Below are 26,785 nucleotides of genomic sequence, written 5' to 3' on the forward strand. Positions count from 1 at the left end.
TGGCATGAAGCTGCACATCGTCTACGATCCCAAGGCTGATTGCCCGCGTGTCCTCGACATTACCGACGCCAATGTCAACGACGCCCAGATCGGCCGCACCATCGCCATCGAAGCCGGCGCCACCTACGTGTTCGACAAGGGCTATTGCCATTATGGCTGGTGGACGGCGATCGCCAAAGCTGACGCCATCTTCGTCACCCGGCCCAAGACCTCCATGGTGCTGGCCGTGCGCGCCACCCGGACGCTCGAAGCGCCCAAGGGCGATGGCTTCCTGATCCTGGAAGACTGCGAAGTCAGCCTTGCCAGTAAGGGCGATTCCAAGCTGCCGGTGCCGCTGCGCCGGCTGGTCCTCAAGCGCGACCAAGGCGACACGATCACGCTGCTGACCAACGATCTCGACCGTTCCGCCGTCGAGATCGGCCAGCTCTACAAGGACCGCTGGCAGATCGAACTCCTCTTCCGCTGGATCAAGCAGCACCTCAAGATCCGCAGGTTCCTCGGCTACAACGACAACGCCATCCGATTGCAGATCTTCGCCGCCATGATCGCTTATGCGCTGCTGCGCATCGCCACCCGCGCCAATGCCATCACCATTCCCATCCTGCGCTTCACCGACCTCGTCATCCAATGCCTGTTCCAGCGTAAGAGCATCGCAGCCATCGACAAGCCGCCCCCCGTCAATCTGAGCCGACCAAAACCAAAAATATCACCAGACCAGATGGTCTTCTCTTATGCCTAAATTTCCCCGGACAGCCCTGCGTTTACGGAGGTCCGAAGGACGGGTCGAGACGAGTGGCTCGACCCCGGTCGGTTAGGGTGAGGGGCTTTCATCGGCACGAGTCAAACGGCCGAAAATAAACCCGCTGGAGCCGCTGATTGCCGACCACCCTTCATGCCCGCCGGCGCAGGACGAGCAGCAGCATCGGGGTTCCCACAAGAGCCGAGATCAATCCAGCTGGGATCTGATAGGGAAAAGCGATCATGCGCCCCGTCCAGTCGGCGATGACGAGAAGGGCCGCGCCAATGAGGGCAGCGGCGAGGAGCTGGGCGGCGGGCCGGCGAAGACCGAGCCCGTGGGCAAGGTGCGGCGCCATCAAGCCGACGAAGCTCAAGGGGCCGACAATGAGCGTCGCCGCCGCCGTCATGATCGCCGCGAGCCCGAACAGCACCGCGCGTGCGGGAGCGATCCTGAGGCCGAGTTCGCTTGCCGTCTCGGTTCCGAGTTGCAGCAGGGCAAGCCAGCGGCTGGCGAGAAAGGCGGCGGCCAGGCAGCCGAGCGCAATGAGAAGAGCGCTTGCCGCCACCGCATTGTCGACGAAATAGGTCGAGCCCGCCATCCAGCGGATGAGCGCCACACCGCGCGGATCGCCGCTTGCGGCAAGGACGCCGATCCCGGCGTCGAGGATCGCGCCGAGGGCGATTCCCGCCAGCAGCACACGGTTCGGGCCGAAGCCGGAACGCGCGCTCAACAGGAAGATCAGGGTCAGCACAACAAGGGCGCCGCCGCCGGCAAAGGCAAGCTGGATCGTCAGGCCGGGTGCCGCAAAGGCGAACATGGCGGCCGCAACGCCGAGCGTTGCCCCCGCCGATACGCCGAGCACCTCGGGGCTTGCCATTTCGTTTCCGGTCAGCCGCTGCAGAATTAGGCCCGTCACGCCGAGCACGGTGCCGGCGCCGAATGCGGCGGCGACCCGTGGCAGCCGAAGCGGAAGAATATCGTCCCATGAGGCGGCCGGCAGCCAGGCCCAGGCTCCATCGGGCGAGCGGCCGAAGAAGATCGCGGCAATTGCTAGGACGATGACGCCGGCGAGCAGAGCAGCAAAGGATACGGTTCTGTTGTTGATTGCATGCTGTGGTGACGCCACGCCGGGCAGCGCGCGCGAGCCCGTGGCGAGGCGTGGCAGAAGCGCGATCAGGATCGGGCCGCCGAGCAGTGCCGTCACTGCCCCCGTCGGCACGAAGTCGCCTGGAGCAACAAGCTTGATCGCCTGATCCGTCAGGAGCAGAAGGCCGGCGCCGGCAATGGGTGACCAGATCAACTGGCTGAGGATGCGCCTGGCGCCTGCGAGCCGCACGATCTGCGGCGCGACCAGCCCGATGAAGCCGATGACGCCGACGGCGCTGGTGACGAGGGCGCTGAGCGCGATGGCAATCGCCAGCATCACACTCCGCGCCCATTTGATCGGCAGGCCGAGGCTTGTTGCGCCGGCATCGCCCAACTGGCTCAGTGCCAGCGGTCTTGTGGCGAGAAGGGCAAGTGCCGCCAGCAGCGCGACTTTCGGCAGCAGCGACGTCGGGATCGCCCAGCTCTGCTGCGACAGCGATCCGGCGCCCCAGATGAAGATCCCTGAGAGATATTGGTCGTTCATCAGCACCAGGACGGCCGCCGCCGCTCCGCACCAGAGGCCGACGATCATGCCTGACAGGATGAGAGAAAAAGGCGAAAACCCGTGCCGGGCGCTGATCGAAAAGATGGCGAAGGCGGCAGCGGCACTTCCGGCAAGCGCGACCGCGTCCCGGCCCCATCCCGTCAATGAGGGAACAGCGAGCATGACGGACACCAGCGCCAGATTGGCGCCGGTGGAAATGCCGAGCGTCGTCGGCGAAGCCAGCGGATTGCGCAGCACCTGCTGCAGGATCATGCCGGAGAGAGCGAGTGCGGCGCCGGCAATCAGCGCCGTCGCCATGCGCGGCAGCGTCGAATAGAGGAGGAGAAGGCGCTCGGCATCATAACCGCCGGACGCCGCCTCGAGATGCGGCAGTGCCGCCCAGATCTCTCGCACGGCAAGGCCAAGTCCTGAAAAGAGCAGCAGCGCCGCAAGTGCGGGCGCCCCGAAACGAGAAAGATCAGCCTTCATCACGCCGCCTTTTCCAGGACATCGACGACGAGCGTCGAAAACCGCAGCGCCTCCTGGACCATTCCGAACATCAGAACGCCTGGTATGACCGAGATCCGCTGCCGCTTGACGAAGGGAAGGCTGGTCCAGAGCGGGCTTTCGGAAAGTTGCGTCAGGATGTCGGATGGAAGCAGCGGCGACACGACAATCAGGTGCGCCTGTTCGTCGAGTTCGGCGAGCTGTTCCAGGCCGATCGTTTGAAATCCCCAGTAACTGGCGTCACCCTTCCAGGCATTCTCAAGGCCGATGCGCCTCATGGCGCCGCTGAAAAGCCCAGGGCCGCCATAGATGCGCGCATGCCTGTTGTCGATGAAGTTGATGACGGCAACCGGCGGCACAGCCAGGCTTCTTGTCCGCCCCCGCAACCGATCAAAAGTGGCATCGGCATGGGACAGAAATGCCTTTGCTTCCTCTGCCCGTCCGATCATCGTGCTGAGCCGTAGCGTTTCGGCGTAGGAACGGTCGAGCGCCTCGTTGTGCTCGGCGTAGATGGTGAACCTCTCGACAGGCGCGATCCGCGACAGTTTTTCGTCCAGTGCCGCCAGGAAAGCGGTGCTGAGAATCAGTGACGGCTGGATGCTGGTGAGGACCTCGAGATTGAGCTCCGACGTGGTGCCGAGATCGACGACGCCTGCCGGCATCGTCGGCACGACCACCCATTCCGCCCAGTTTCTCAAGGAAACGACGGCGCGTGGCGTCTGGCCGAGCGCAAGCATCGTCGACGCCAGTCCGTAGTCGAGCGAAACGACCCCGTCGTCCCCGGCGCGCACGGTTGCGGGTGCGCCGGTCATCGCCAGCGCGCCAAGCAGAAAGTCTCGTCGTCTCAAAGCGTCGTCGCACCTGCCTGTACGCCGGCGAGTGGCTTGACCATGAACAGGCACGGGTGATCTTCGTGCCATAGTTTTGCAAAGACCTCCGCGCGCACGAAGCCGTTCCGGTCATAGAAGCGCCGCGTCGCCTCGAATTGCGGCTCCTCGCGGTCGCGCGGGGCGAGCGTCTTGACCGTCAGCAGCCGGGCACCCGCCTCATGGCTGAAACGTTCGGCTTCGTCGATGAGCCGACGTCCGGCGCCGCGACCGTGATGTTCGGGTCGTGTCGCGATCAGTGCGATTTCGACGGCATCAGGCAGGTGCGGCTTCAGGGCCATCAACGCGGTCACGACATCGGCCTCGATATAGCCGAACACCGGCAGGTCTTCGATCGCCTGGGCACTCGCCTCGATGACCTCCGGTTCTGAAAACCAATCGGGCAAAGCCCCCATGATCGATCGGCAGAGCTCCGCCTTGCCCGTCAGGATCTCAACTGTCCTTCCCATTTTTTCTCGCTTTCACTCCGTCGATTTAAACTTGACTCATGTTATCAGCTTAAAATAGACACTGCAATCAAATCGTGCACTTCCGCTCAAAAAAGGAGCGCCAAGACCGAGCCGACCAGCAACGACAGAGCCTGATTTTCCATTTGTAAAAAGGGTGCAGGACAATGCGAGCATCGCATCGTGATGTGAACGGAAATGCCGTGGTCAACGCTATGATCGAGAACAAGGACAAGCTCCTTAAAACGATTGAAAGCGTTGTCAAATCAAGGTCATATTCAGAGGATATCTTCCAGGATGGGGTGATTAAAGCCTACGGGGTCAAAACCGACGGCATTCGTTGCCCGATCGGTTATGCCTTTCGGATGGTCTACAATCTTGCACTCGACGAGAGCCGCCGCCGCCGTCAGCAGATGAACAACTATAGGTCGATAGACCAGGTTCAGGAGATCACGGCTCCCATCCCCACCGTGCTCGACCAGCTTGTCGCTGCCGAGACCCTGCGCGATGTGCTTGCCTCGCTCGAGGCGCTGCCGAAGCGCACCAACGATGCCTTCATTCGCCACCGCCTCAACGGCGTGCCGCAGAAGGATATTGCCGCCGAACTCGGCGTCTCAAGGACCCTCGTCAACTTCATGATCAAGGCGGCGGAGGAGCATTGCCATCTGGCGATGGCCGAACCCCTCCTTCGCCCCGATCATGCGCACCGGCAGGTTGTTAGCGTCTCGCCGCGTGCAGCGCCTGCTGCAAATCGTTCCACAGCAATTCCGGCTCTTCCAGTCCAACGGCGAAACGAACCGTCTGCTCGCTCACGCCGAACCGGATGAAAGAGGTCATCCGGTCTGGGATTTGCAGCGCCACCTTGGCGGGGACCACCAGCGTTTCGGGTCCCCCCCAGCTGACGCCGAGGCGGATGTCGCGAAGGCTATTCACAAAACGCGCGACATCGATATCGGGATTGAGGTCGAAGGCAAACAGTCCGGCATAACCCGTCAGCGTTGCCCGGCCGGGATGATCCTGAAAGGCCGGGTGACGGACGCGCGCGATTGCCTGATGCTGTTTTAGCCGATCGGCCAGCAGAAGCCCGCTGCGTTCATGCTCCTTGAGCCGCACACGCAGGGTGCGCATGCCGCGCAGCAGCAGCCAGGCCTCGAACGGAGCAAGCTTGGCCCCGACATAGGGATATGAGGTCGAGTTGATCCTGGCGATGGCCTCCTTCGAGCCGACCACGACACCGGCGACCGTATCGCTGTGGCCGCCGAGATATTTCGAGGCGGCGTGAATGACGATATCGACGCCGTGCTGGATCGGCTTCTGAAACAGCGGCGTTGCCCAGGAATTGTCGATGATGGTGGTAACGCCCGCCTCCTTCGCCATGGCCGACAGCGCCGCAATGTCCTGCAGCTCGAAGACGAAGGATGTCGGGTTTTCGAGGTAGAGCAGCTTGGCGCCGGAGAGCGCCTTGCGGACCTCGTCATGGTCGGCCGGGTCGACGAAGTCCACCCCGACGCCGAGCCGACCGAGCAGTTTGACCAGAAGGCGGTAGACATCATTATAGAGATGGCGGACCGCAACGACCCGGTCACCGGCCTCTACGAGGCTCAGAATTGTCGAGGTAATGGCGGCCGTTCCGCTCGAGAAGGCGCGCCCATCCTCCGCGCCCTCGAGGCGGGCGACCAGGAGTTCGAATTCGCGGACGGTCGGATTGTCGCCGCGCGAATAGATGTAGTTGCGCGTACGGCCTGCGAAAACATCCTCCATCGCCTCGTAACTGTCATAGGTGAAGAGCGATGTCTGGAAGATCGGCGGCGACACGGCGTTGAATGCTGCCGGATCGACGGGAGTGAAGAGATCGTCGGCGACCGCATGGGCGCCAAGGTCGTGCGGATTGATCGACTGGTTCATGGTCATCCTCTCATGGACAAAAGCTGGGATAGGGACGGATGGAGGTCGGATGGCCGGCCGTGCGCTGCCGGAGTGCACTGAGCGACCTCAGCAGGCAGACGGCCGACAGCAGGCCGGTCAAGGTGGAGGCCAGGAACATGGCGGCGAGCAGGCCCGAAAAACCGAAGAAGTGCGGCAGGAGCGCAAGCAGCGGTAGGAGCAGATAGCCGTTTTGCGCCAGGCCGATGGCAATCGCCACTTTCGCTCTGCCTTGCGCCTGGAAGAGGATCAGCACCGTCTGCCGCAGGCCGAACAGCAGGAGGGGAAGATGGGTGGCGATGATCGCCTGGCCCGCGATCGCAATCACTGCCGCATCGTCCGTGAAGAACGAGGCAAGCTCTTGCGAGAAGGCCAGCGCGATCAGCCCGTAGGCGCCGCTCACCGCACTCGTGGCCGCTGTCAGGATGCGGGTTGCCGACAGCACCCTGGCCATATCGCCGCCGCCCCAGGCAAAACTTAAAATGGACTGGGCCCCAAGTGAGATGCCGATGACGGGAAGTGTTCCGACAGCCAGCAGCCGCAAGGCAATCCCGATGCCGGCAATGCCCGCTTCTCCGTGATAGGCGCCGGCAAGCGACACCATGATCGCAATCGTCCCTGCCGTCGTCAGGCTGGTCAGCGTCGTCGGCGCGCCAATTGTAAGGACGGGCCTGAGATAGCGGATATCTGCCAACCGCCAGTCAAGCGTCAGCCGGACTATTCCAAGCCGCTTGGCGTGGTAAGTGCCATAGATGGAAAGCGCGACGAGCTGAGACAGAATGGTGGCGATTGCCACGCCCTGCAGGCCGAGGCCAAAGCCGAAAATCATGATCGGGTCGAGGATCATGTTCAAGGCAAAGCAGGCGATCAGCGTCCACATGCTGAAACGGGCATTGCCCTCGGCGATCGCCAGAAAATCCAGAATGATCTGCGCCATCGTCAGCGGTATCGAGATCGCGATGATGAGCAGGTAATGCTGCGCAAGCGGCTCGATCGCGGGCGTGGCGCCGAACAGCAGCAGATCCGGAAACAAGACGAGTGTGAGCGCGCTTGCCGCGCCGAAAGCGACGCCGGCAGCAAGGCTGATCGAAGCAATGACGCCGGCCCGCGAGCGGTTGCCGGCGCCGAGCATCCGCCCGACCTCGGTTGCGACGCCGACGCCGATGCCTTCGCCAAAGGCGGCGATCAGCATGAGGATCGGCAGGACGATCATGATCGCGGCGATCTGGTCTTCGCCAATCATGCCGACGAAGACCATGTTGATGGTGTGATGCGCGGCATTAATCGACAGGCCGAACATGGCAGGCAGCCCGAGCCGCAACAGCAGCCTGAGAAGATGGGGGCTGGCAAGATCCTCAGGGGCGAGGCGCCGTTTGCGGAGGCTGCTCATCTCGCTCATGATGCGGGTACCCAGAGATGGTCGCCGAAGAAACGCTCGCGGGTCAGCATGACGAGCAGCGCCCGCTTGTGCGGAAAATTGAAATGCTTGACCTTGGCAAAACCCGAGCGATCGAGGTTGCGGATCTGCTGTTCGTGACTGGCGCGTGGCTCGCCGACGATGCGCTTCGTGCGCGGATCATCGAGAAAGATGAAATGCATCAGCGAGGGAAGCCATGCGCTGATCCATTTCTTGCCGCGGTAATCGGGCTCGCCGATCGCCACATGCCAGCCGCGATCATAGTCGTCGGCATCGTAGAAGGGACCGAGCCGGTTTTCCTTGGCCCAGTAGACTTCGAAATAACCGAAGGGAATGTCGGCGAAACTGCCGATCAGCGGCAGGACATGCGGATCGGCGATCCGTTCCTCCATGATCTCCCGATGCCTGTCGAGCGAGCCCGCATCCTCCCAGATCGTGTTGACCTGTTCGTCGTTCATCCAGCGGTGAAAGGCGGCAAGATCGGTCTCGGGATCGGCCACCCGGAAGCTGATGTCGCGCTCCAGCCAGGGGATGAACCGCTGGTAGACCGTGCCCCTCGGCTTTACCGGCCGGCGTGGATGATAGCGGCCCGCCGTCATCTCCTGCACGGGTGGCAGCGGATAGGCGAGCTGCGGCAGCCAGAGCGACGGCCATTGCCAGAGGATCTCTGCATCCAGCCTGCCGCCGGCGCCTGAAATATGCGGCGGGAGGCTTGCCTGATGCCCTTCGAAGACGATCGATCTGATTGAGCGATCTTCCGCCGTCACAGCTTCGGCGGCCGCCATCAGAAGCTCCGCCGATCGCGCGGGATCACCATGGTAGAAGGTCAGCGTTGCGGTGCCGGCTTCGACCTCGAATGCGGCCTCGTGGTGCCCATGCGCGGTCTTCAGATGGATGATATTGGGTGCGAGGCTGATGTAGCTGCGCGACTGCAGATCGCGCCTTTGTTTGGCGGCGTCGAAATCCATGATGTTCTCCTTGACCGACAGGGCTTCTGATGTGGCGAGCATGAAGCCCGCTCGTGTGCCGATTTGGTAGAATGACTATCCATCTCTGGGCGGATTTAGGGGTAAACGAAGAAAAAAATTCTCAGCAATTTTCTAAACCGCAGCCAGCGGGATCCGTCATTTGCGCATGACATCAATCACCGCAGGAGCTTTCGATGGACAGTTTGAAGCCTCGCGACGATCTCTGGATCGCCGTCATCGACACCGAGCGTCACTACTCGGTCTGGCCGCAGGACAAGCGGATCCCCATGGGCTGGGAGCCGGCCGGCTTTGCCGGTTCACGTCAGGAATGCTTGGCGCATATCCGTGACGTCTGGACGGACCCGCGCCCCCTCTCGCTGCGCTCGGCAATATCAGGCGATGCGCGTCTCTGAATAACGTCCGGATTCCCAAGATGAACAAGCAAATCACAAATTTCGCCGATGCTTCCCCGACCGATGCTGCCATGGATGCTGTCTTTGAGAGCTTTCCGCTGACGATCGCGCAGAAGCGGATCTGGTCACTGGAGCAGATCGGCAATTACACCGTCTTTCCCGACCAGGTCATCGGGCTGCGATTGAGCCCGGCGGTCGACGCCGAGACGCTTGCTGCGGCCTGCCAGGCACTCGTGGCGCAAAATCCGTCGCTTGCCATCCGCTTCCGCCGGCTGGCGGGCGGTCGGATCGAGCAATATCGCGGCGCATCGAACGCCGTGCCGATCGAGATCCTCGGCAGAGACGGCGCGGCCCTTTCCGAGCCGGATGGGTTGGCTGCCAGGAAAGCCTTCCGCGACAAGCGCTTCGATCTGCTGGAGGGCCCCGGTGCGCGCATGCAGGTCATCCTGCTTGTCGACGGGCAGTCGCTGCTGACGATCGCGCTGCATCCGATCGTCTGCGACGATCATGAAAAATCCGCTCTCGCCGGGTCGCTGGCACGAATTCTCGATGGCGAGCCCGTTGGCAACATGCATCCGGTAGAAATCTCGGCCGGGACGCGAGAGGCCGATTGGCTGGAGACGGACGAGGCGCGGGAAGCACTTGCCTATTGGCGCGATGCGATCGGTCCCGACTATGCCGCCTCGACCTTTCCCACCCGCTTCAACAGCGGCGGGCTGGCAGGCGTGGCGCGCGCGCAGCATCGATTTTCGATCGAACCCGACCTCTGGAGCAAACTCGAACGGCATGCGGGGCTTAAGGGAGAGCATGTCGAACGCGTGCTTCACGCCGGCTTCTGCGCGCTGCTGGCCCGCTACAGCGGCAACTACGTTTTGCTGACCGGCCTCCTGGTCGCGCGGCCTGACAAGCAGCATTTTGCCAGCCGCGGCCGTGCCGAGCAGGTGCTCCCGCTCATTCTGTCGCTGACATCGAGACATTCTCTCGACGATGTCATCGCGGCGATCTCGTCGGCGAGCGAGGAGGGGCAACGCCGGCTTCTGCCGCTGGAACGCATCACCCAGGAACTGGTCGTCGACGAAGCCGCTGCCCAGGAAGCCGTGGTCAAGGCGCTGTTCGAATTCCGCGGACCTTATGCGCTACCCAGCCACGCCACAAATCTGGAGCCGCCGGGTGCCCGTGCCGACAGCGAACTTTCGCTGGTGGTCGAGGCGCATTCGGATGGTGCATCCGCGCTGATCGACTACGCGCAGGATCTCTATGACGGCGCCCTGGTTGCGCGCATCGCCAGGCATTTCGGCCTCGTGCTCGAACAGATGGTCGCGCAGCCGAGTGTGAGGATCAAGGATATCGAACTGGTGGGGAGCGAAGAGCTCGACTGGTTGTCGGCGCCTTACGAGGATGATGCCGTCAACGACGACAGGCCGGTGCATGAGCTGATCGCGGCCCATTCGCGCCGCACGCCTGAGAAGACCGCGATCGTCTACGGCGACGAGGAGTGGAGCCACGGCTGGCTGGAGGCGAGCACCAACCGCCTCGGACATCGGCTGCGGCAGCTTGGCGTTCGCGCCGAGGTGACGGTCGCCATCTTCATCAAGCGTTCGCCGGAGGCCATTGTCGGCATCCTCGCGACGCTGAAGGCCGGCGGCGCCTATATTCCGGTCGAACCCGATCATCCGCCGGTGCGCAACCACCACATCCTCCGCGACGGCGGCGTGAAAATCGTCCTGACCCATAGCTGGCTGCGCCATCGGTTGCCAGAAGAGCTCGACACAATCGTCCTCGAACTCGACAAGCTCGATCTCGACGGCGAGCCGGATACGCCGCTCTATATTCCCACCCACAAGGATCAGCTCGCCTATGTCATGTATACGTCAGGATCGACCGGATTGCCGAAGGGCGTCGCCGTCGAACACGGGCCGCTGACGCACCATCTGCAAAATACCTCGCGTGTCTACGGCATGAGTTCGGAATCCCGCGAGCTGCCGTTCCTGCCCTTCAGCTCGGATGGCGGCCATGAGCGGTGGATGAACCCGCTGATGGAAGGCGGCAGCATCATCCTTCCCGATCAGCCGCTCTGGACGCCGGAAGAGACATTGACGGCGATGCGCAAACACGGCGCCAACAATGCCAGCATTCCCACAACCTATCTGCAGCAGCTGGCGGAATGGGCTGACATCACCGACGGCGCGCCGCCGATGCGGCTTTACTCCTTCGGCGGCGAGGGGCTTGCACAACCGACCTTCGATCTGCTGTCGCGGGCGCTGAAATCGGAATGGCTGATCAACGGTTACGGACCGACGGAAACCATCATGACGCCGATGGTCTGGAAGGTGAGGGCCGGGACGAAGTTCCAGGGCGTCTATGCGCCGCTCGGCCGTGCGGTCGGGCTGCGGCGCGTCTATGTGCTCGATCCCGATCTCAATCTTTGCCCGATCGGCGTCACCGGCGAACTCTATATCGGCGGCGAGGGCATCGCGCGCGGCTATCTCGGCAAGCCGGATACGACGGCGGATCGCTTCATTCCAGACCCATTCTCGAAGGAAGGCGGCAGGCTTTATCGCTCCGGCGATCTGACGCGTTGGCGTGATGACGGAACCGTCGAATTTGTCGGCCGCGTCGACCATCAGGTGAAGCTTCGTGGCTACCGCATCGAACTCGGCGAGATCGAAGCCGCCCTCCTCCAGCAGCCTGGCGTCGGCGAAGCCCTGGTCGTGTTGCGCGATGACGATGCCGGCGAGAAGGCGCTGGTCGCCTATGTCGTGCCGAAGAAGGACGAGACGTTAAACGTCGAGACCGTCCGCGCCGGCCTCGAACGCAGCCTGCCCTCTTATATGGTGCCGGCGGCGGTGGTCGAACTGGAAAAGATGCCGACCAATCCGAACAGCAAGCTCGACCGCTTTGCGCTGCCCGCACCCCAGCCGGTCCGGCGCGAAATCGTCGAACCGGCGACCACGCTCGAAGAAGAGGTGCTGGATGTCTGGCGCCAGGTTCTCAAACTGGAAGCGATCAGCGTCGAGGATAATTTCTTCACGATCGGCGGCAATTCGCTGGGTGCGATCCGCATTCTTTCGCAGCTCAGGCAGCGCCGGCCAAAAACGCCGCTCACCGTCGCCGATATTTTCAACAATCCGACCATCCGCTCTTTTGCCGGCGTGATGGAGCAGGGCGCCGAACGGGATCTGTCGGAGGTGATCGTGCTGCGCGCTTCCGGCGCTAAGCCGCGGCTCTATTGCTTCCCGGGGCTTCTCGTCAGCACCCGCGAATATGTGAAGCTCGTCGATTATCTCGGCGCCGACCAGCCGGCGACCGGCTTCATTTGCCATTCGCTGTCCGAAAAGAAGGAAGTCGGCGCGCCGATCGAAGAGATCATCGAGAGCTATGTCGATCATATCAGGACCCATAGCAAAGGCGCACCCTGCACCTTCCTCGGCTGGTCCTGGGGCGGGCTTTTGGCCTACGAGGCGGCCCGCACGCTCGGCAACGAGGTCGACGTCAGGATGATGGCGATGGTCGATGTTTGCGACCTCGGCTCGGAATTTGCTATCGGCGCCAAGCCGAGGTTCCGACCGGGTGAGCGCGACATGCTTCACCGGGACGTCGAGGCATGGCTTCAGAAAACGGCGATGCGCCCCGAATGGGACCGGTTGCTGTCGATGATGGACGCCGATACCTACGACCAGTTCCTGCGTTTCGTCGGCGACGAAAAGGACCCGCTTCCGACCGACGGGCCGGATATCAGCAGCCGCGAGCATACGTTCTGGGTGCTGATCGACAACGCCCTGATCTTCCGCAAACATAGCCTCGTTCCGCACGATGTGCCGATCTATCCCTGGGCTGCCGACGACAGCCTCAACCGCGGCCTCAACCTGATCGACTGGCGCCGCCTGTCGCCGCGGGCGCGGGCTGCCGAAATTATCACCGGCACGAACCATCTGCATATGATCGGGTCTCCGGCCTTCCACTCAAGGCTTGCCCTGCGTCTCAAGGAAACAGAGAAGGATATCGCATGACCGTCGCTTTTGCCCGCAGGGACGCCCTCAACGAGCCGCTCGATGTTGCCGGCATCGGCATCGGCCCATCCAATCTGAGCCTTGCCTGCCTGCTGGAATCCGTGCCCGAGGTCCGCAGCCGCTTCTTCGAGCGGCGAGACTCGTTCGACTGGCATCCCGGCATGATGATGCCCGGCGTCGAGCTGCAGTCGTCCTTCCTGAAAGATCTGGTCACCCCGGTCCTGCCGACCAGCAGCTGGTCGTTCGTCTCCTATCTGGTTGCCCATAAGAGGCTCTACGCCTTCCTGAACGCCAACTACGATGCTGTTCCTCGACAGGAGTTTGCACGTTATCTCGCCTGGGTCGCCAACGGCGTGGAGGATTTGCGCTTCGGAACGGAAATCCGTGACGTCGAGCACCGCGACGACCGCTTCGTCCTGCACTTCGACAACGGCCAGGAGGAAGCGCGCAACCTGGTGATCGGCACGGGATCTTCGCCCTTCGTGCCCGACTGGGCAAAACCGTATCTCGGCGCCGATTGCTTTCATAACAGCGAGGCCAAATCGCGTCTGGGCGATCTCGGCGCCGGCCGCATCGTCGTGGTCGGCGGCGGTCAAAGCGGCGGCGAGGTCGTCGAAGCTTTGCTTTCAGATCCCGGTTCCATGAGCGAGCTCACATGGATCAGCCGGCGTCACAATTTCGAGCCGATCAACGACACGCCGTTTTCGAACCAGGTTTTCTCGCCGGAATACGTGCAGGCCTATCTGAAGCTCGCCGGCGAGCAGAAACAGGCAGCTTTGAAGAACTCGGTCCTGACCAGCGACGGCTTGTCGATTTCGACGATTCACTCGATCTACCGGCGTCTCTATGCATTGCGTTATCTCGAGCCGAACACGCTCAACGCCTCTCTGGCGCCAAATCGCGATGTGATCCAGATGGAGCGGAATGGCAATGCCTATCGGCTGATCGTCAGAAATCAATTCGATGGGGGAATCGAGGTGCTTCACGCAGATGCGGTGGTGCTCGCAACCGGCTACCGGTTCCGATTGCCGGATGCTCTCGGCTCATTGGGCGACAGGATAACACTCGACAGAAACGGCTATCCCATCCTCAACGACGACTACACGATGCAGTGGGCGGGCCAGAGGGCAAACCGGCTGCTGGCGCAGAATGCCGGTCGATACTCGCATGGTATCGCCGACTCTCAGCTCAGCCTCATGGCCTGGCGTAGCGCGATTATCGTCAATACGCTTCTCGGCCGGCAGCATTTCGATGCCGAACCGGACAATGCACAACTGGCCTTCGCGACGCAGACGGCCTCCGCAATGCAGCATCAGCTCCGGGCCGGCTATTCGGACGGCATGCTGTCGTCCTGAAATATCCGTGTCGAAATGCCGGGCAGCCCGGATTGGCAGCAGGCGGCCAGCGCGACGACGTGCTGGCTGCCGCTGTCGACCAGACGATGATGCCATTGCCGATCGCGATCGCCGCCGTCGACCATGACAGGGATGCCATCCTTCCAGGAAAAAGCGAGATTGCGAGGATCCTCGCGCAGCCCGACGCCGAGCGCCTTCAGATGGCTCTCCTTGAGCGTCCAGAGTGCGACAGCCGCCTGTGCCCGTTCTCGGGCCGGCAATTCCGCGAGCCAGCGCCGCTCGTCTGCGCTGCAATAGCTCGCGACTGCCGCTTCTTCGATCTCGACGCCGATGCGTTCACAGTCTATCCCGACGTGATCACATCCTGAAGCGACGGCGACCGTCACAAGCCCGTCAGTGTTGGCGAGGCTGAATTGCGGCGTATCACGACCTTCGAGCCTCAGTCTGCCGTATTTGTCCGGAGACAATACGACCTTGCCTGGCACTGTCCCGATGGACAAGCTCAACAGCCGCCGCAAGAGATAGCGGCCGGCAATGAACGAGGCTCGGTCTCCTTCAAATCGGTAGGTCGCCGCCCGATCCCGTTCGGCCTGTGAAAGCGACTGCTCCCAGCGGTTCCAGTCGTGTTCGTTCTTGGAATATTGCCAGAGCGCGATTTCGATGGCGGCAGGTTGATTTTCTGACTGTTGCATAGATCCAGTATGTCTGCTCAGGACCGCGCGGCAAGCACGCAGTCTGCCAATCATCTAACAGCCGGCGCTGCCCCGATCGGCCGAGCGCTATTTTTCCGAGATTGAGATCCGGATTGTTGCTCGCCATGGATGCTTTTTTCTTGGAGTTTCCAGTAACTTAGGGTCGTTGTACGTTTAAATAATCGCGGAAGTGTCGGCCGGCGCAAAAGATTTCTCAAAACCGCGCCGATCCGTTGTTTAGTTAATACTAAATTTTTGAATCTGGTGCGAGATTTGCATTAACCGGCAAGCCGGTCGTCCCAGTTATCTTCGAGGAGACCCGCATGAAGCGCCCCAGTATCAAGCAAGCCCTGATCGTGAAGCTGTCGATCATCAGCCTGTTCATGGTTGGCCTGTCCTATGTCTCGCTGAGCACGATTTCGACACTTCGTGCCAATACCGAGCAGATCGGGACCTTCTGGATGCAGCGGCTCGTGACCGCGCGCGAGATCAAGGGCAACTTCCTCGACTTGAAACTGGTCTACGCTCAGTACCTTCTGGAGGATACAGCGGAGCAACGGAGTGGTGCACAGCAAAAAATCGATGCCGCCGGCACCGCAATCGACAAAGTCGTCACCGAATACGAAAACGGTGTGCGTACGGCGCGAGGGCGCGAGCTGATCAATCAGATCAAGCCTGAACTGAGTAAATATCGCGGGTTGGCAGATCAAATGATCGCGCTCGAGAACAACGGGAAGACGCCCGAAGCAGTCCGTTTCTTCAAGGAAAATATGGAACCTCAATCCCAACTGGTGGACAAGGCTGTGGGCGATCTGGTCGCTTTCATTCTGAGCCAGGCCGAGGGGTTTGTGGCCGCCAGCGATGGATCGGCGACGTCCGCTTTCATGTTGACGGCCGCAATCGCAGCGCTGGCCGTGCTGATCGCCCTGGCTGGCATCCTGTTTGCGATATTCGGCATCGCCAATCCGATCCGAAGCATCGCTTCCGCCATGAGGCGTCTGTCGGACGGTGACCTTGACAGCGACATACCCGGTGCCGGCCGTGCCGACGAAGTTGGTGAAATGGCCGGTGCCGTCGAAGTCTTCCGCCAGAATGCTCTCAATGTCGTCAGGCTTGAGAAGGAAGCGGATGCATCCCGCAGCGAAAGCGAAGCAGTGCGCGCGGCAGCCCAGCAGCGCGCCGAACGCGAGGCGGAACAATTGCGCTTTGCAACCACGACTTTGGGCGGAGGCCTCCGGCGGCTTGCAGCAGGCGACATATCCTTTCAGCTTTCGGAGCAATTTGCGGCCGAATACGAAAGCTTGCGCGAAGACTTCAACGCTTCGCTTCGGCAATTGGGAGCGACGATCGGGGCCGTGTTGCAGACGGTACACAGTATAGACAATGGTACCGGTGAGATTGCTTCTGCCGCGCAGGACCTTTCCAAGCGCACCGAACAGCAGGCTGCCTCTCTCGAGGAGACGGCTGCAGCCTTGGACGAGATCACCTCGAATGTGACGATGGCGTCCAAACGCACCGACGAAGCACGCAACGTGGCCCTCCAAGCCGATATCAGCGCTCAGCGGTCGGCAACTGTCGTGTCGGAGGCGGAGCAGGCCATGCGCCGCATCGAAGATAGTTCGGAGCAGATTTCCAACATCATTGGTGCAATCGATGAGATCGCCTTCCAGACGAACCTCCTGGCGCTGAACGCCGGCGTTGAAGCTGCCCGTGCGGGTGAGGCCGGCAAAGGTTTTGCAGTGGTCGCACAAGAAGTCCGTGAGCTTGCCCAGCGCGCCGCGCAAGCAGCCAAGGAAATCAAGGGCTTTATCCAAAAGTCGTCGACCGACGTGAAAAATGGCGTGAAACTGGTTCTCGAAACCGGTACGTCGCTCAAGTCGATCGGTGAACATGTCGTACAGATCAACCAACTCATGGATGCGATTGCCACATCGGCGCGCGAGCAGTCGACTGGCCTTGCCGAAATCAATACAGCCGTCAATCATATGGACCAGGCGACCCAGCAAAATGCCGCGATGGTCGAGCAGTCGACGGCTGCTGCCGCCTCCTTGTCCTCCGAGGCGGGCCGCCTGCGGGATCTGGTCAATCAGTTTCAATTGGACGGCGACAAAAACGCGGCGGGCGCGGAGCCCAGCGGGCGGGCCTTCGACGGCAACATGCCAATCCGGTTGGTCACGCCGCGACGCGTGACGCAAAGATGAAGCGCGACTGACGTCCGATCCGATATACGAGAGCCTGCGTCATGTGTCGCGAGGCCGATGCGCTCAGCACCGAGTTGCTCTTGCATCTCAGCGACAAAGGGCTGTCGTGCTCGACGTCGATATTGGTTTGCAGCCCTTCCAAGGTCGATGCGCCGGGAAGGATCTACCAGCGCAGCAGGCGAGGGCCGGTGAAAGCGCCGAGCGCGCCGGTGAGCAGGATTCCGAGGGAATACCAGATCAGTACGAAGGGCATGCCGTTTTCGGTGCAAAACCAGGAATAGACCCAGGCGCCCGCTGCTCCCGCGGCGATACCGGCGACGAAGCCCGTCAGCCGCAGATCCGAGGGTGCCGCACGGCGCAGTGCCCACACGGCGCCGGCATAAATAGGTATCGCGAAGCCGAGGATCAGCAGCGGGCAATGGAGCGCCGAGGAGCCGAAAATCAGCACCGGGTAAGTCTCGGCCGGAGCCATCATCAGCTGGATGGCTGCGACCGCCGCCATGGCGGCGAAGATCAAGGCAAGCCAACCGAAAAAGCGCCCCTCGGAACCATCGGGTCGGGAAAGCCGATAGACGGCGAGGAAGGCCGCTATGGCAATCAGCGCATTATAGGCCGATTTTATCCAGAAGACCGGCAGCATCAGCACGTCAGGCATATCGACCCGCGGACCGAGAACGAGCAGCATCAATAGCAGCGAGAGCCCGAGCGCCGGCATTATACCGAGCGCAAAGCGCCGCCGCAGCGCATTGCGCGGTACCGGCGTGAGGTCGCCCGCCAGGCGTTCGATGATGTCGTCCGTCTTTGTCACGATGCGCCTCGCAATCTCTCTCCGAGCGCCTTGAGCGCCCGGTGGATGCCGACCTTGACCGCCGATTCAGACTGGCCGGTGCGGCTTGCGGTGTCGGCAACCGATTGGCCTTCCAATTTCACCAGCCGGATCAACTGCTGCTGTCTCAGCGGCAAGCCGTCGAGCAACCGTTCGACGTCCATGCGGGCCGTCAAACTATCCTCGCTGAAGTCGCCTTCGATTTCCTCGCCAAGCTCGGTCTCTGCCAGCCTGCGTCCGCCGCGGCCGCGATGATGGTCGATCAGCTTGTAGCGGGCGATCGAGAAGAACCAGGCCGTGAACGGTCTTTTTCGGTCATACGTGGATCGGCGGGAATGCAGTGCCAGTAATGTCTCCTGGACCAGGTCTTCCATATCCGCTTTCGTCGCCGCAGCCATCCTGCGGCTGTAATAACCAGTAAGCAGCAGGCGTAAAGCCGCCAGCAAACGCCGATAGGCCGCCTCGTCCCCGTCAAGGGACAGAAGCATCAATGCTTTCAGGGCTTCTTCCGAATGGGCGGTTGTCATGCTGTCAGAGAGTTCATTCGCTCAAAGCGGCCAATCGGTTACAGGGAATATCAAAAAAGTAACGGCATCACAGCTCTATCACATGCTCGTGAGGCTGTAACGCATCCCGACGCTCTCTCGAATAGCTTGGTGTGAGCCATCGGCAGGCCGCCGGCGGACACGAAATCCATTTTCAGGAGAGTTCCATGACCAAGCTTTTTTCCAGCCTTGCAGCCTGCACCTTCGTCGTCGGTCTTTCTCTCGCAGGCGTCGCATCGGCTGAGGATGCCATGAAGACCGATGCGATGAAGAAGGACACTATGGAGAGCAGCAAGATGTCGAAGGATGCCATGAAGATGTCAGGCACCAAGAAGGACTGCATGCACAAGGCCGGCATGGAAAAGGACGCGATGAAAAAGACCGACATGATGAAGACCTGCGATGCGATGAAGTAGGCGTTTCGCATCTGCGCGGCCGCTGAAACTTTCTCGGCGGCCGCATCGTCTTTTTAGACACGCAAAGGACGCTGCCGCACTTTGAATTATGCAGTAGGCGGCCGCGTCTTCTTGTCCCGAAATGTCCATTCATCCGGAGAACAGTCATGGCGACGATCGATGCCGGCACGCAAACCGGCCGCACGCTCATCTACCGCCACAGCCTTGCTGTGCGCTTGTCGCATTGGGTGAACGTGCTGTGCCTCACGGTCCTGCTGTTCAGCGGCCTACAGATATTCAATGCACATCCGGCGCTCTATTGGGGCCAATATGGCGCCGACAACGACCCGTCCTTCATCTCCATGGAAGCGACCGAAGACGGCAGTCAGGTGAAGGGGTTGACGCATGTCGGCTCGTTCACCTTCGATACGACAGGCGTCCTCGGTCTTTCGAATGTCGACGGCGAGGCGACAGCGAGGGGTTTTCCAAGCTGGCTTACTCTTCCAACTTATCAGGACCTGTCGACCGGTCGGCACTGGCATTTCTTTTTTGCCTGGCTGTTCGTCCTCAACGGTCTCGCCTATCTCGCCTATGGGCTGTTCAGCCGGCATTTCCGCCGGGACCTCACCCCTGAAGGCGGGGAGCTGACACTCACGCATCTTGGCCATGAGGTCGTCAACCATGCCCGGCTGCGTTTTCCCAAAGGACCCGAGGCACGCCATTACAACACGCTGCAGAAGCTGACCTATCTCGTCGTGATCTTCCTGTTGCTGCCGTTGATGGTTGCGACGGGGTTGACCATGTCGCCGGGCTTCGATGCCGTGGCGCCCTGGCTGCTCGATATCTTCGGGGGGCGGCAATCGGCCCGCACACTGCATTTCCTCACCGCCTTCTCGCTCGTCGCCTTCGTCGTGGTGCATGTCGCCATGGTGATCCTATCGGGTGTCTTCAACAATCTGCGTTCGATGATCACCGGTTATTACGCGATCGAACAGGGAGATGAACAATGAGCCGCCTCATCAGCCGTCGCCGCTTCCTGATCGGTTCGACCCTGACTGCCTCCGCGCTGGGATTGAGCGGCTGCAACGCATTGGTCGAAAGCGACCGGACGAAATCGGTCCTGAAGATCGCCGAGGGGTTCAGCATGAAGGCGCAGCGCTTCCTGCAAGGCGACAACGCGCTGGCGCGTGAATTCGGCGAGGCGGATCTCTCGCCGGTCTTTCGCTCGAACGGCACCAGCATGCCTGACAACCCGCAATATCTCGACTGGATGAGCCAGCAGTTTTCGACCTGGAGACTTGATATCGGCGGACTGGTGGAAAAACCGGCTCAGCTGTCGCTCGCCCAGTTGAAGACGATGCCGTCGCGCACCCAGATCACCCGCCACGACTGCGTCGAAGGCTGGAGCGCGATCGGCAAATGGACGGGTCTGCCGCTCGGCGCCTTGCTGCAATCGGTCGGTCTGAAACCTGAGGCGCGCTATATCGTGTTCCACTGCGCCGATGAATACGAAAAGTCGCTTGATGGCACCGGCTGGTATTATGAGAGTATCGATCTGGTCGATGCCTTCCATCCGCAGACGATCCTTGCTTATTCGATGAACGGCCGCGACCTGGAAGTGGCGCATGGAGCGCCACTGAGGCTGAGGGTCGAGCGGCAGCTCGGTTACAAGCAGGCGAAGTATTTGACCCGCATCGAAGCGGTTGCCGATCTCGGTCGGCTTTACGGCGGCAATGGCGGATTCTGGGAGGATCGCGGCTATGAATGGTATGCCGGGATATAGCTCCCTCGGCAGGGCTCTGAAACCGAGGCGAGCCTCCCATCTATTACACCGGGTGGGGCAGTGATCTGCGAGCGCCGCTCGAAGCCGCTATGACGTTCCTGCTACAATAGGATGCGATCAGCCGTCGCCCCGCTATCCGCCATTGGCCGATCAGCTCCCAGACAGTCGGCCTGCCTGGCGTCACTTCCCCGGCAGATCCTGTTCGGTCGTCGCATTCTCCCTAGAGCCCGCGACCCTTGAAATCATCAGGGTTCCCATCTGTGATTTTCCTGTTTAACGTTTATGCGACGGATTGACGCACAACCTCGGCGATGATACCTATGCCTAAATTGGTCAGGCCAGTTGACCAGATGCGTGCTTGAGGAGAAGCGCGCCGGGGAGGCCCAAGATGTTTTCGCCTGTTGAATCACGCCGCCTCTATAGGCAGGTGGCGGACCAGATCCGTTTGATGATCGCAAGCGGCGAGCTTGCCGTCGGCCAGCGGCTGCCGGCCGAACGCGACCTGGCGGAACAGCTGTCGGTGTCACGCCCGACCGTCCGCGAAGCGCTGATCGTGCTGGAGGTCGAAGGCCTCGTCAACATCCGCATGGGATCCGGCATCTATGTGGTGCGCCAGCATGCCGCGACTGTGGCGGGGAGCGAGCGCGAGCCGGTGGAGGGGCCTTTCGAGCTGCTGCAGGCCCGCGCCATCATCGAATGCGCCATTGCCGAGGAAGCCGCAGGCTGCGCCACGACGGAAGGCATCGCCCTGCTCGATGAAGCGCTGACGCGTATGAGCGGCGGCGTCAACGATGCGAGCACGGTGCTTGCCGCCGATCGCGCCTTCCACACCGGTATTGCCGCCATCGTCGGCAATGCGACACTGATCCGGGTGACGGGCGAGATCTTCGACATGCGCATGACCCCTTATTTTGCCAAGCTTGCCAGCCACTTCGAGGGGCCGGGAACATGGCGCAGCGCCGTCGACGAACATCGGACCATTCGCGATGCGATCGCCGCCGGCGATGGGGCGGGCGCCAAGGCGGCCATGCGCGCCCATCTCACCCTATCGCAGAAGAGGTTTTCCGAGAGCTTCGGGGAGGAGCTTTCGGGAGAGGAGCAGCGCGGCCGCAGCAAGCTGCCCGCGAAAGGAACGACCAAGACTTGAGACTTAACTGAGCTCGGAGGAGAGAGCGATGAAGAGCAGACTGGCAACGATACTTTGCACCGCAGCCGCGATCATGGCGACCACGGCGGTCGCGCATGCTGAGACAGTGCTGAAATGGGCGCATGTCTACGAAACGTCCGAGCCCTTCCACACGGATTCCGTCTGGGCCGCGGAAGAGATCGCCAAGCGTACCGACGGGCGTTACAAGATCGAGGTCTATCCGGCCTCGCAGCTCGGCAAAGAAGCCGATATCAACCAGGGCCTCAAGCTCGGCACGGTCGATATCATCATCTCGGGATCGAGCTTTGCCGCACGCGACTACAAGCCGATCGGCGTCACCTATTTCCCCTATATTTTTCGCGGTCCCGATCATCTGATCGCCTACACCAAGAGCGATGTCTTCAAACGCCTTGCCAAAGGTTATGAGGACAAAACCGGCAATCACATTGCCGCCGTCAGCTACTACGGCACGCGCCACACGACATCGAACAAGCCGATCGCCAAATGCGCCGATATGCAGGCATTGAAGATCCGCGTCCCCGACGTTCCGGCCTATCTCGCCATGCCGCGCGCCTGCGGCGCCAACACCACCCCGATCGCTTTCGCCGAGGTCTATCTCGCTCTGCAGAACGGCACGGTCGAGGCACAGGAAAACCCGCTGACCACAATCGAGGCGAAGAAGTTCTACGAAGTCCAAAAGAACATCATCCTCACCGGCCACATCGTCGATCACCTCAACACCGTGATTTCGAAGACGCGGTGGGCGAGCCTGTCCGATGAGGACAAGAAGATCTTCGGCGACGTCATGCAGGAGGCAGCCGAGCGCACGAGCAAGACGATCGCCGGCAAGGAAAACAGCCTGATTGCGACCTTTAAGGAAAAGGGTCTGAACGTTGTCGAGGTGGATAAATCAGACTTCGAGAAGACCGTGATGGAGAAGGTCAAGTTCGAGGACTTCGGCTACGAGAAAGCCGATTGGGAAGCCATCCGGGCGATCCAGTAAGAGCCACGAGACGCGGCGTCTCGACGTCGGGTCTCGCGCTAACAGGCCCGACAACCCTTCCTTCCGTCATGCTCGGGCTTGTCCCGAGCATCTGCCTCCGTTCGTTAGGGCAGCAGATCCTCGGCACAAGGCCGAGGATGACGCCGAGCGAGGAGCGAGGCTCGTCATCAAGAATAGGCGCGCCGCTCAACGCCGCGCCCCTTCTTCCCCAACCGGAACAAGGCCCAGTCATGTCGCAAGAAATACACACCCAAATCACGGCCGAGGAAATCGGTCACGAGTTCGAAGGCCATGCGCCGACTGCAAACATTTCGGACTACGCCATCGAAGACTGGATCACGCTGATCGTCTTCTGGTTGATGGCGGGCTGCGTCTTTCTGCAGTTTTTCACCCGCTATGTGCTGAACGACAGTTATGCATGGACCGAGGAAATCGCGATCAACTGCCTGATCGGCGTCGTCTTTCTGGGGGCTGTCATGTGCGTGCGCACCTCGCGGCATATCCAGGTGGACGTGTTCTATCACTATATGCCGGCAGGCCTTGCCCGCGTGCTGGCGACCGTCGTCGACATCGTCCGCATCGGCTTCTTCGCCTATGGCTGCCACCTGATGTGGCGCTATGTCGAGATCGTCGCCGACGAACAGATGGTTACCGTCGAACTGCCGCGCAACATCGTCTTCTACTCCGTTCTCGTCGCCTTCGTGTTGATGCTGATCCGCGCGGTCATCGTCTTCATCGCCAATATGCGCCGCGGCTACTCCGTTCTGGAGCGCCCGGAAGAATTCCAGACTGTCGAGGATTGATCCGATGCTGCTGCTTCTTGGTTCGTTTCTGGTGCTGATGCTGATCGGGGTGCCCGTCGCCATCTCGATGGCCGTCGCATCCGTGCTTTACATCGTTCTCTACGGCGTTGCGCCCGACATCATCGTCGCCCAGCGCATGATCGCCGGTGTCGAAAGCTTCCCGCTGCTCGCCGTGCCGTTCTTCATCCTGGCCGGCAACCTGATGAATTCAGCCGGCGTCACAGGCCGCATCTATTCCTTTGCGGTTGCGCTCGTTGGTTGGATGAAGGGCGGGCTGGCGCAGGTCAATATCATCGGATCCGTCATCTTCTCCGGCATGTCGGGCACCGCACTTGCCGATGCGGCCGGTATCGGCACGATCGAGATCAAGGCAATGAAGGACCACGGCTATCCGGTCGAGGCCGCGGTCGGCGTGACGGCGGCGTCGGCAACACTTGGGCCGATCTTCCCGCCATCGCTGCCTTTCGTGATTTACGGCATGATGGCGAACGTCTCGATCGGCGCTCTTTTCATGGCCGGCATCCTGCCCGGCATCGTCATGACGTTGCTGATGATGATCACCGTCGCCGCCTTCGCCTACAAGAAGCGCTGGGGCTCCGACGCGGCCTTTGATGTAAAGCAGCTGCTGTCGGCGGGAATGGAAATCGTCGTCGTTCTGGCGGTGCCGGTAGCAATCTATCTGCTGATGCAGGCCGGCGTATCGATGAATGCCGCTGCCGGCATCGCCCTTCTGGTGCTTCTGGCGCTCGACTGGTATTTCGGCTTTTCCGCCGTCATGGCGCTGATGACACCCGTGATCCTGATCGGCGGCATGACGATGGGCTGGTTTACGCCGACGGAGGCAGCCGTCGCAGCCGTCCTCTGGTCACTGTTTCTCGGCCTCGTGCGCTACCGCACGATGACGTTCTCGACGCTTGCCAAGGCAAGCTTCGATACGATCGAGACGACGGCATCGGTTCTCTTCATCGTCACCGCCGCCTCGGTCTTCGCATGGCTGCTGACGGTGAGCCAGGCCGCAGCACTGTTGTCCGATGCGATCCTGTCGATCACCGACAATAAATGGGTGTTCCTGATCCTCGTAAACCTGCTGATGCTCTTCGTCGGCTGCTTTCTGGATACGATCGCGGCGATCACCATCCTCGTGCCGATCCTGCTGCCGATCGTCGCCAAGTTTGACATCGATCCGGTTCAGTTCGGCCTAATCATGACGCTGAACCTGATGATCGGCCTGCTGCATCCGCCGCTCGGCATGGTGCTTTTCGTGCTGTCGAGGGTCGCGAAACTCTCGGTCGAACGTACGACAATGGCGATCCTGCCCTGGCTGGTGCCGCTCTTCCTGGCGCTGATCCTGATCACCTTCGTGCCTTCCATATCGCTCTGGCTGCCGGAGCAGCTCGGGCTGCTGCGATAGGAGGGATACGATGCAGACACGTCTGGCGCGGCTTTACCAGAAGGGCGATCTCAGGATCGAAACCGACACCGTCCCGGTCCCCGGTCCAGGCGAGGTGCTTCTCAAAATGGCGGCCGCAGGCATCTGCGGCTCCGATCTGCATTATTACCAGGACGGCGGCTTCGGGCCGGTCAGGGTACGCGAGCCGATCATCCCAGGTCACGAGGCCTCGGGAATTGTGAGCCAGGCAGGCGATGGCGTCGATCTCAAGGCCGGCACGCTGGTGGCGGTCAATCCGAGCCAGCCTTGCGGACATTGCGAATATTGTGAGAAGGGCTTGCCGATCCATTGCGTGGAAATGCGCTTCATGGGCAGCGCGATGCGGCTGCCGCATGAGCAGGGCATGTTCCGCGAGTGGCTGGTGGTGCCGGCCAGGCAGTGCTTCGAAGTCGGGTCGGCGACGACCGCCGCGGAAGCGGCCTGCAGCGAGCCCCTCTCGGTCTGCCTGCACGCCGCATCGCGCGCCGGCGATATCACCGGCAAACGTGTGCTCATCACCGGCGCCGGGCCGATCGGTGCCCTGATGGTCGCCGTTGCCGCTTATCACGGTGCAGCCGAGATCGTGGTGACCGATCTTGCGGACGCGGCGCTGGAGAGGGCCAGGGCGATGGGCGCCAGCCGGACGATCAACGTTTCCCGGGATGCCGCAGCGCTTGCGGAATTCGAGGCGGGCAAGGGCTATTTCGATCTCGTTTTCGAATGCTCGGCCGCCGCACCGGCGATCCGCAGCGCCATCGGCGCGATCAGGCCGCGGGGCACGATCGTGCAGGTCGGCGTCACGGGAGAGATTCCGATCCCTCTCAACGCCATTGTCGGCAAGGAGCTTCACATCCACGGCACGCAGCGCTTCCACGAGGAATTCGCCACCGCCGTCGACCTGATTGCGAGCCGCACGATCGATGTACGTCCGATCATCAGCCACAGCCTGCCACTCGAACAGGCCACGGCAGCTTTCGTTCTTGCCGGTGACCGCAGCGCCGCCTGTAAGGTGCAACTTACGTTTTAGCAGTGTGGCGCCGGCAGGCTCTCATTCCGCTCCGGCACGCCATTCGCGATAGGCCAGATGAATCCTGGTGCCGATCGTCGTCAGCGGCTGCAGCGGCAGCGAAACCGGTTCGGCCAGTCGGCTAAAGACGCGACCGAGTTCAGATTGATGCCCAAGCACGCGTTCGGCCGCAGCGATGCCGGCGGCAGTCGAGTTCGACGCCCCGAGGCCGTTGCAGCCGCAGGCTGCGAAGACACCCCGTTCGATTTCCCCGAAGGCCGGCACATGGTTGTGGTTTGCGCCCAATCCTGCCGCCTCAGGGCGCTCACGACAAAGTGCGATACCGCACGGAAACAAAAACGGACCCCGCGTTGTTACCGGTCAACCCGAGCAGCATTTCCCTGCCGGGCGTGCATCCGCATTGGAGCAGGACATGGATACAGCAACGCAATGGGCGCTTCTTCTCGGTGCCCTGACATTGGCGAGCTGGATCGCAGGCGGTTTGACGGCCGTCTTCGGGAACGTGGAACCCGGTCATCCCCGACAAAAAGCGGCGGAATATCTGATGTTCGGGCTCAACGCCGCGGGCCTCGCCTCGGCAGTCGCCATGGTTGCGATCCTGGTGGTTCGATGACGTCGGTCAGCCGGTGGCCGCCGGGG

The 26,785-nt window shown here is 61.5% G+C and carries 24 protein-coding genes and 1 pseudogene; 15 read left to right on the top strand and 10 right to left on the bottom strand.

The window, feature by feature from the left end:
• Nucleotides 1–739: IS4 family transposase (locus GR197_RS26045; protein WP_164014835.1), on the top strand; the 739-nt coding region annotated here is incomplete at its 5' end.
• A gap of 151 nt (nucleotides 740–890) precedes the next feature.
• On the opposite strand, the gene fhuB is transcribed toward GR197_RS26045, so the two are convergent.
• Genes fhuB through GR197_RS26060 form a run of 3 tightly spaced genes read right to left on the bottom strand, consistent with a single transcriptional unit; the run spans nucleotide 891 to nucleotide 4,212 of the window.
• A complete protein-coding gene (fhuB, locus tag GR197_RS26050) occupies nucleotides 891–2,858 on the bottom strand; it encodes a Fe(3+)-hydroxamate ABC transporter permease FhuB (RefSeq protein ID WP_164015011.1) in 1,968 nt (655 codons plus the stop codon).
• A complete protein-coding gene (locus GR197_RS26055; protein ID WP_164015012.1) occupies nucleotides 2,858–3,688 on the bottom strand; it encodes an ABC transporter substrate-binding protein in 831 nt (276 codons plus the stop codon). Before GR197_RS26055 ends, fhuB begins: the two co-directional genes overlap by 1 nt.
• A gap of 32 nt (nucleotides 3,689–3,720) precedes the next feature.
• Nucleotides 3,721–4,212, bottom strand: a complete 492-nt coding sequence (locus tag GR197_RS26060; protein WP_164014837.1) for a GNAT family N-acetyltransferase — start codon at nucleotides 4,210–4,212, stop codon at nucleotides 3,721–3,723.
• 164 nt (nucleotides 4,213–4,376) lie between these two features.
• Between GR197_RS26060 and GR197_RS26065 the strand changes: the two genes are divergently transcribed.
• Nucleotides 4,377–5,036, top strand: a complete 660-nt coding sequence (locus GR197_RS26065) for a sigma-70 family RNA polymerase sigma factor (protein WP_164014839.1) — start codon at nucleotides 4,377–4,379, stop codon at nucleotides 5,034–5,036.
• On the opposite strand, the gene GR197_RS26070 is transcribed toward GR197_RS26065, so the two are convergent.
• Genes GR197_RS26070 through GR197_RS26080 form a run of 3 tightly spaced genes read right to left on the bottom strand, consistent with a single transcriptional unit; the run spans nucleotide 4,927 to nucleotide 8,517 of the window.
• The gene (locus GR197_RS26070) at nucleotides 4,927–6,114 is read right to left on the bottom strand and encodes a PLP-dependent transferase (protein WP_164014841.1); all 1,188 of its coding nucleotides are present in this window, start codon (nucleotides 6,112–6,114) and stop codon (nucleotides 4,927–4,929) included. The genes GR197_RS26065 and GR197_RS26070 overlap by 110 nt on opposite strands.
• 10 nt (nucleotides 6,115–6,124) lie before the next feature.
• Nucleotides 6,125–7,531, bottom strand: a complete 1,407-nt coding sequence (locus GR197_RS26075) for an MATE family efflux transporter (protein ID WP_164014843.1) — start codon at nucleotides 7,529–7,531, stop codon at nucleotides 6,125–6,127.
• The gene (locus tag GR197_RS26080) at nucleotides 7,528–8,517 is read right to left on the bottom strand and encodes a GNAT family N-acetyltransferase (RefSeq protein WP_204330399.1); all 990 of its coding nucleotides are present in this window, start codon (nucleotides 8,515–8,517) and stop codon (nucleotides 7,528–7,530) included. Before GR197_RS26080 ends, GR197_RS26075 begins: the two co-directional genes overlap by 4 nt.
• Before the next feature lie 194 nt (nucleotides 8,518–8,711).
• On the opposite strand from GR197_RS26080, the gene GR197_RS26085 reads away from it, so the two are divergent.
• The 3 genes from GR197_RS26085 to GR197_RS26095 are packed head-to-tail and all read left to right on the top strand — an operon-like array spanning nucleotide 8,712 to nucleotide 14,295.
• Nucleotides 8,712–8,930 (top strand): MbtH family protein, encoded by a 219-nt coding sequence (locus GR197_RS26085; protein ID WP_164014847.1) that lies wholly within the window; start codon nucleotides 8,712–8,714, stop codon nucleotides 8,928–8,930.
• 20 nt (nucleotides 8,931–8,950) lie between these two features.
• Entirely contained in the window at nucleotides 8,951–12,940 is a 3,990-nt protein-coding gene (locus GR197_RS26090) for a non-ribosomal peptide synthetase (protein ID WP_164014849.1), read from the top strand.
• Nucleotides 12,937–14,295: a lysine N(6)-hydroxylase/L-ornithine N(5)-oxygenase family protein gene (locus tag GR197_RS26095; RefSeq protein WP_164014851.1), complete on the top strand. Its 1,359-nt coding sequence runs from the start codon at nucleotides 12,937–12,939 to the stop codon at nucleotides 14,293–14,295. Before GR197_RS26090 ends, GR197_RS26095 begins: the two co-directional genes overlap by 4 nt.
• Here the strand turns inward: GR197_RS26095 and GR197_RS26100 are convergent.
• Nucleotides 14,268–14,987: a 4'-phosphopantetheinyl transferase family protein gene (locus GR197_RS26100; protein WP_164014853.1), complete on the bottom strand. Its 720-nt coding sequence runs from the start codon at nucleotides 14,985–14,987 to the stop codon at nucleotides 14,268–14,270. The genes GR197_RS26095 and GR197_RS26100 overlap by 28 nt on opposite strands.
• Nucleotides 14,988–15,310: 323 nt before the next feature.
• Between GR197_RS26100 and GR197_RS26105 the strand changes: the two genes are divergently transcribed.
• Entirely contained in the window at nucleotides 15,311–17,188 is a 1,878-nt protein-coding gene (locus GR197_RS26105; protein ID WP_164014855.1) for a HAMP domain-containing methyl-accepting chemotaxis protein, read from the top strand.
• Nucleotides 17,189–17,351: 163 nt separating this feature from the next.
• Here the strand turns inward: GR197_RS26105 and GR197_RS26110 are convergent, their stop codons facing one another.
• Nucleotides 17,352–17,996: an NrsF family protein gene (locus tag GR197_RS26110; RefSeq protein WP_164014857.1), complete on the bottom strand. Its 645-nt coding sequence runs from the start codon at nucleotides 17,994–17,996 to the stop codon at nucleotides 17,352–17,354.
• Entirely contained in the window at nucleotides 17,993–18,541 is a 549-nt protein-coding gene (locus tag GR197_RS26115) for a sigma-70 family RNA polymerase sigma factor (RefSeq protein ID WP_164014859.1), read from the bottom strand. Before GR197_RS26115 ends, GR197_RS26110 begins: the two co-directional genes overlap by 4 nt.
• A gap of 185 nt (nucleotides 18,542–18,726) precedes the next feature.
• On the opposite strand from GR197_RS26115, the gene GR197_RS26120 reads away from it, so the two are divergent.
• The 8 genes from GR197_RS26120 to GR197_RS26155 all read left to right on the top strand — a co-directional run bounded on the left by GR197_RS26120 (nucleotide 18,727) and on the right by GR197_RS26155 (nucleotide 26,146).
• Entirely contained in the window at nucleotides 18,727–18,975 is a 249-nt protein-coding gene (locus GR197_RS26120; RefSeq protein WP_164014861.1) for a pentapeptide MXKDX repeat protein, read from the top strand.
• Nucleotides 18,976–19,121: 146 nt separating this feature from the next.
• Nucleotides 19,122–19,964 carry a cytochrome b/b6 domain-containing protein gene (locus tag GR197_RS26125; protein ID WP_164014863.1) on the top strand — a complete coding sequence of 281 codons (843 nt, stop codon included), beginning with the start codon at nucleotides 19,122–19,124 and terminating at the stop codon, nucleotides 19,962–19,964.
• Complete coding sequence (locus GR197_RS26130) at nucleotides 19,961–20,737, top strand: molybdopterin-binding protein (RefSeq protein WP_164014865.1); 777 nt, start codon at nucleotides 19,961–19,963, stop codon at nucleotides 20,735–20,737. The genes GR197_RS26125 and GR197_RS26130 overlap by 4 nt, the downstream gene beginning before the upstream one ends.
• A gap of 388 nt (nucleotides 20,738–21,125) precedes the next feature.
• Nucleotides 21,126–21,884, top strand: coding sequence for a FadR/GntR family transcriptional regulator (locus GR197_RS26135; protein WP_164014867.1), 759 nt, complete (start codon nucleotides 21,126–21,128; stop codon nucleotides 21,882–21,884).
• 28 nt (nucleotides 21,885–21,912) lie between these two features.
• Nucleotides 21,913–22,887, top strand: a complete 975-nt coding sequence (locus GR197_RS26140; protein ID WP_164014868.1) for a sialic acid TRAP transporter substrate-binding protein SiaP — start codon at nucleotides 21,913–21,915, stop codon at nucleotides 22,885–22,887.
• 230 nt (nucleotides 22,888–23,117) lie between these two features.
• A complete protein-coding gene (locus GR197_RS26145) occupies nucleotides 23,118–23,690 on the top strand; it encodes a TRAP transporter small permease (protein WP_164014870.1) in 573 nt (190 codons plus the stop codon).
• A gap of 4 nt (nucleotides 23,691–23,694) precedes the next feature.
• The gene (locus GR197_RS26150; RefSeq protein ID WP_164014872.1) at nucleotides 23,695–25,101 is read left to right on the top strand and encodes a TRAP transporter large permease; all 1,407 of its coding nucleotides are present in this window, start codon (nucleotides 23,695–23,697) and stop codon (nucleotides 25,099–25,101) included.
• A gap of 10 nt (nucleotides 25,102–25,111) precedes the next feature.
• Nucleotides 25,112–26,146 (top strand): L-idonate 5-dehydrogenase, encoded by a 1,035-nt coding sequence (locus tag GR197_RS26155; RefSeq protein WP_164014875.1) that lies wholly within the window; start codon nucleotides 25,112–25,114, stop codon nucleotides 26,144–26,146.
• A 21-nt stretch (nucleotides 26,147–26,167) separates the two neighbouring features.
• Here GR197_RS26155 and GR197_RS26160 read toward each other — a convergent pair.
• Nucleotides 26,168–26,419: pseudogene (locus GR197_RS26160) on the bottom strand (FAD-dependent oxidoreductase); the annotation flags it as partial.
• Between the two features lie 139 nt (nucleotides 26,420–26,558).
• On the opposite strand from GR197_RS26160, the gene GR197_RS26165 reads away from it, so the two are divergent.
• Complete coding sequence (locus tag GR197_RS26165) at nucleotides 26,559–26,759, top strand: hypothetical protein (RefSeq protein ID WP_164014876.1); 201 nt, start codon at nucleotides 26,559–26,561, stop codon at nucleotides 26,757–26,759.
• Nucleotides 26,760–26,785 lie beyond the last annotated feature (26 nt).

The organism is Rhizobium phaseoli (assembly GCF_010668805.1).
Taxonomy (GTDB): domain Bacteria; phylum Pseudomonadota; class Alphaproteobacteria; order Rhizobiales; family Rhizobiaceae; genus Rhizobium; species Rhizobium phaseoli_A.

Coding starts and splice junctions, on each gene's coding strand:
- GR197_RS26135 (WP_164014867.1), top strand. CDS start 21,126: ATGTTTTCGCCTGTTGAATCACGCCGCCTCTATAGGCAGGTGGCGGAC.
- GR197_RS26120 (WP_164014861.1), top strand. CDS start 18,727: ATGACCAAGCTTTTTTCCAGCCTTGCAGCCTGCACCTTCGTCGTCGGT.
- GR197_RS26095 (WP_164014851.1), top strand. CDS start 12,937: ATGACCGTCGCTTTTGCCCGCAGGGACGCCCTCAACGAGCCGCTCGAT.
- GR197_RS26125 (WP_164014863.1), top strand. CDS start 19,122: ATGGCGACGATCGATGCCGGCACGCAAACCGGCCGCACGCTCATCTAC.
- GR197_RS26140 (WP_164014868.1), top strand. CDS start 21,913: ATGAAGAGCAGACTGGCAACGATACTTTGCACCGCAGCCGCGATCATG.
- GR197_RS26060 (WP_164014837.1), bottom strand. CDS start 4,212: ATGGGAAGGACAGTTGAGATCCTGACGGGCAAGGCGGAGCTCTGCCGA.
- GR197_RS26145 (WP_164014870.1), top strand. CDS start 23,118: ATGTCGCAAGAAATACACACCCAAATCACGGCCGAGGAAATCGGTCAC.
- GR197_RS26085 (WP_164014847.1), top strand. CDS start 8,712: ATGGACAGTTTGAAGCCTCGCGACGATCTCTGGATCGCCGTCATCGAC.
- GR197_RS26055 (WP_164015012.1), bottom strand. CDS start 3,688: ATGACCGGCGCACCCGCAACCGTGCGCGCCGGGGACGACGGGGTCGTT.
- GR197_RS26075 (WP_164014843.1), bottom strand. CDS start 7,531: ATGAGCGAGATGAGCAGCCTCCGCAAACGGCGCCTCGCCCCTGAGGAT.
- GR197_RS26070 (WP_164014841.1), bottom strand. CDS start 6,114: ATGAACCAGTCGATCAATCCGCACGACCTTGGCGCCCATGCGGTCGCC.
- GR197_RS26155 (WP_164014875.1), top strand. CDS start 25,112: ATGCAGACACGTCTGGCGCGGCTTTACCAGAAGGGCGATCTCAGGATC.
- GR197_RS26130 (WP_164014865.1), top strand. CDS start 19,961: ATGAGCCGCCTCATCAGCCGTCGCCGCTTCCTGATCGGTTCGACCCTG.
- GR197_RS26105 (WP_164014855.1), top strand. CDS start 15,311: ATGAAGCGCCCCAGTATCAAGCAAGCCCTGATCGTGAAGCTGTCGATC.
- GR197_RS26115 (WP_164014859.1), bottom strand. CDS start 18,541: ATGACAACCGCCCATTCGGAAGAAGCCCTGAAAGCATTGATGCTTCTG.
- GR197_RS26090 (WP_164014849.1), top strand. CDS start 8,951: ATGAACAAGCAAATCACAAATTTCGCCGATGCTTCCCCGACCGATGCT.
- fhuB (WP_164015011.1), bottom strand. CDS start 2,858: ATGAAGGCTGATCTTTCTCGTTTCGGGGCGCCCGCACTTGCGGCGCTG.
- GR197_RS26150 (WP_164014872.1), top strand. CDS start 23,695: ATGCTGCTGCTTCTTGGTTCGTTTCTGGTGCTGATGCTGATCGGGGTG.
- GR197_RS26065 (WP_164014839.1), top strand. CDS start 4,377: ATGCGAGCATCGCATCGTGATGTGAACGGAAATGCCGTGGTCAACGCT.
- GR197_RS26165 (WP_164014876.1), top strand. CDS start 26,559: ATGGATACAGCAACGCAATGGGCGCTTCTTCTCGGTGCCCTGACATTG.
- GR197_RS26100 (WP_164014853.1), bottom strand. CDS start 14,987: ATGCAACAGTCAGAAAATCAACCTGCCGCCATCGAAATCGCGCTCTGG.
- GR197_RS26080 (WP_204330399.1), bottom strand. CDS start 8,517: ATGGATTTCGACGCCGCCAAACAAAGGCGCGATCTGCAGTCGCGCAGC.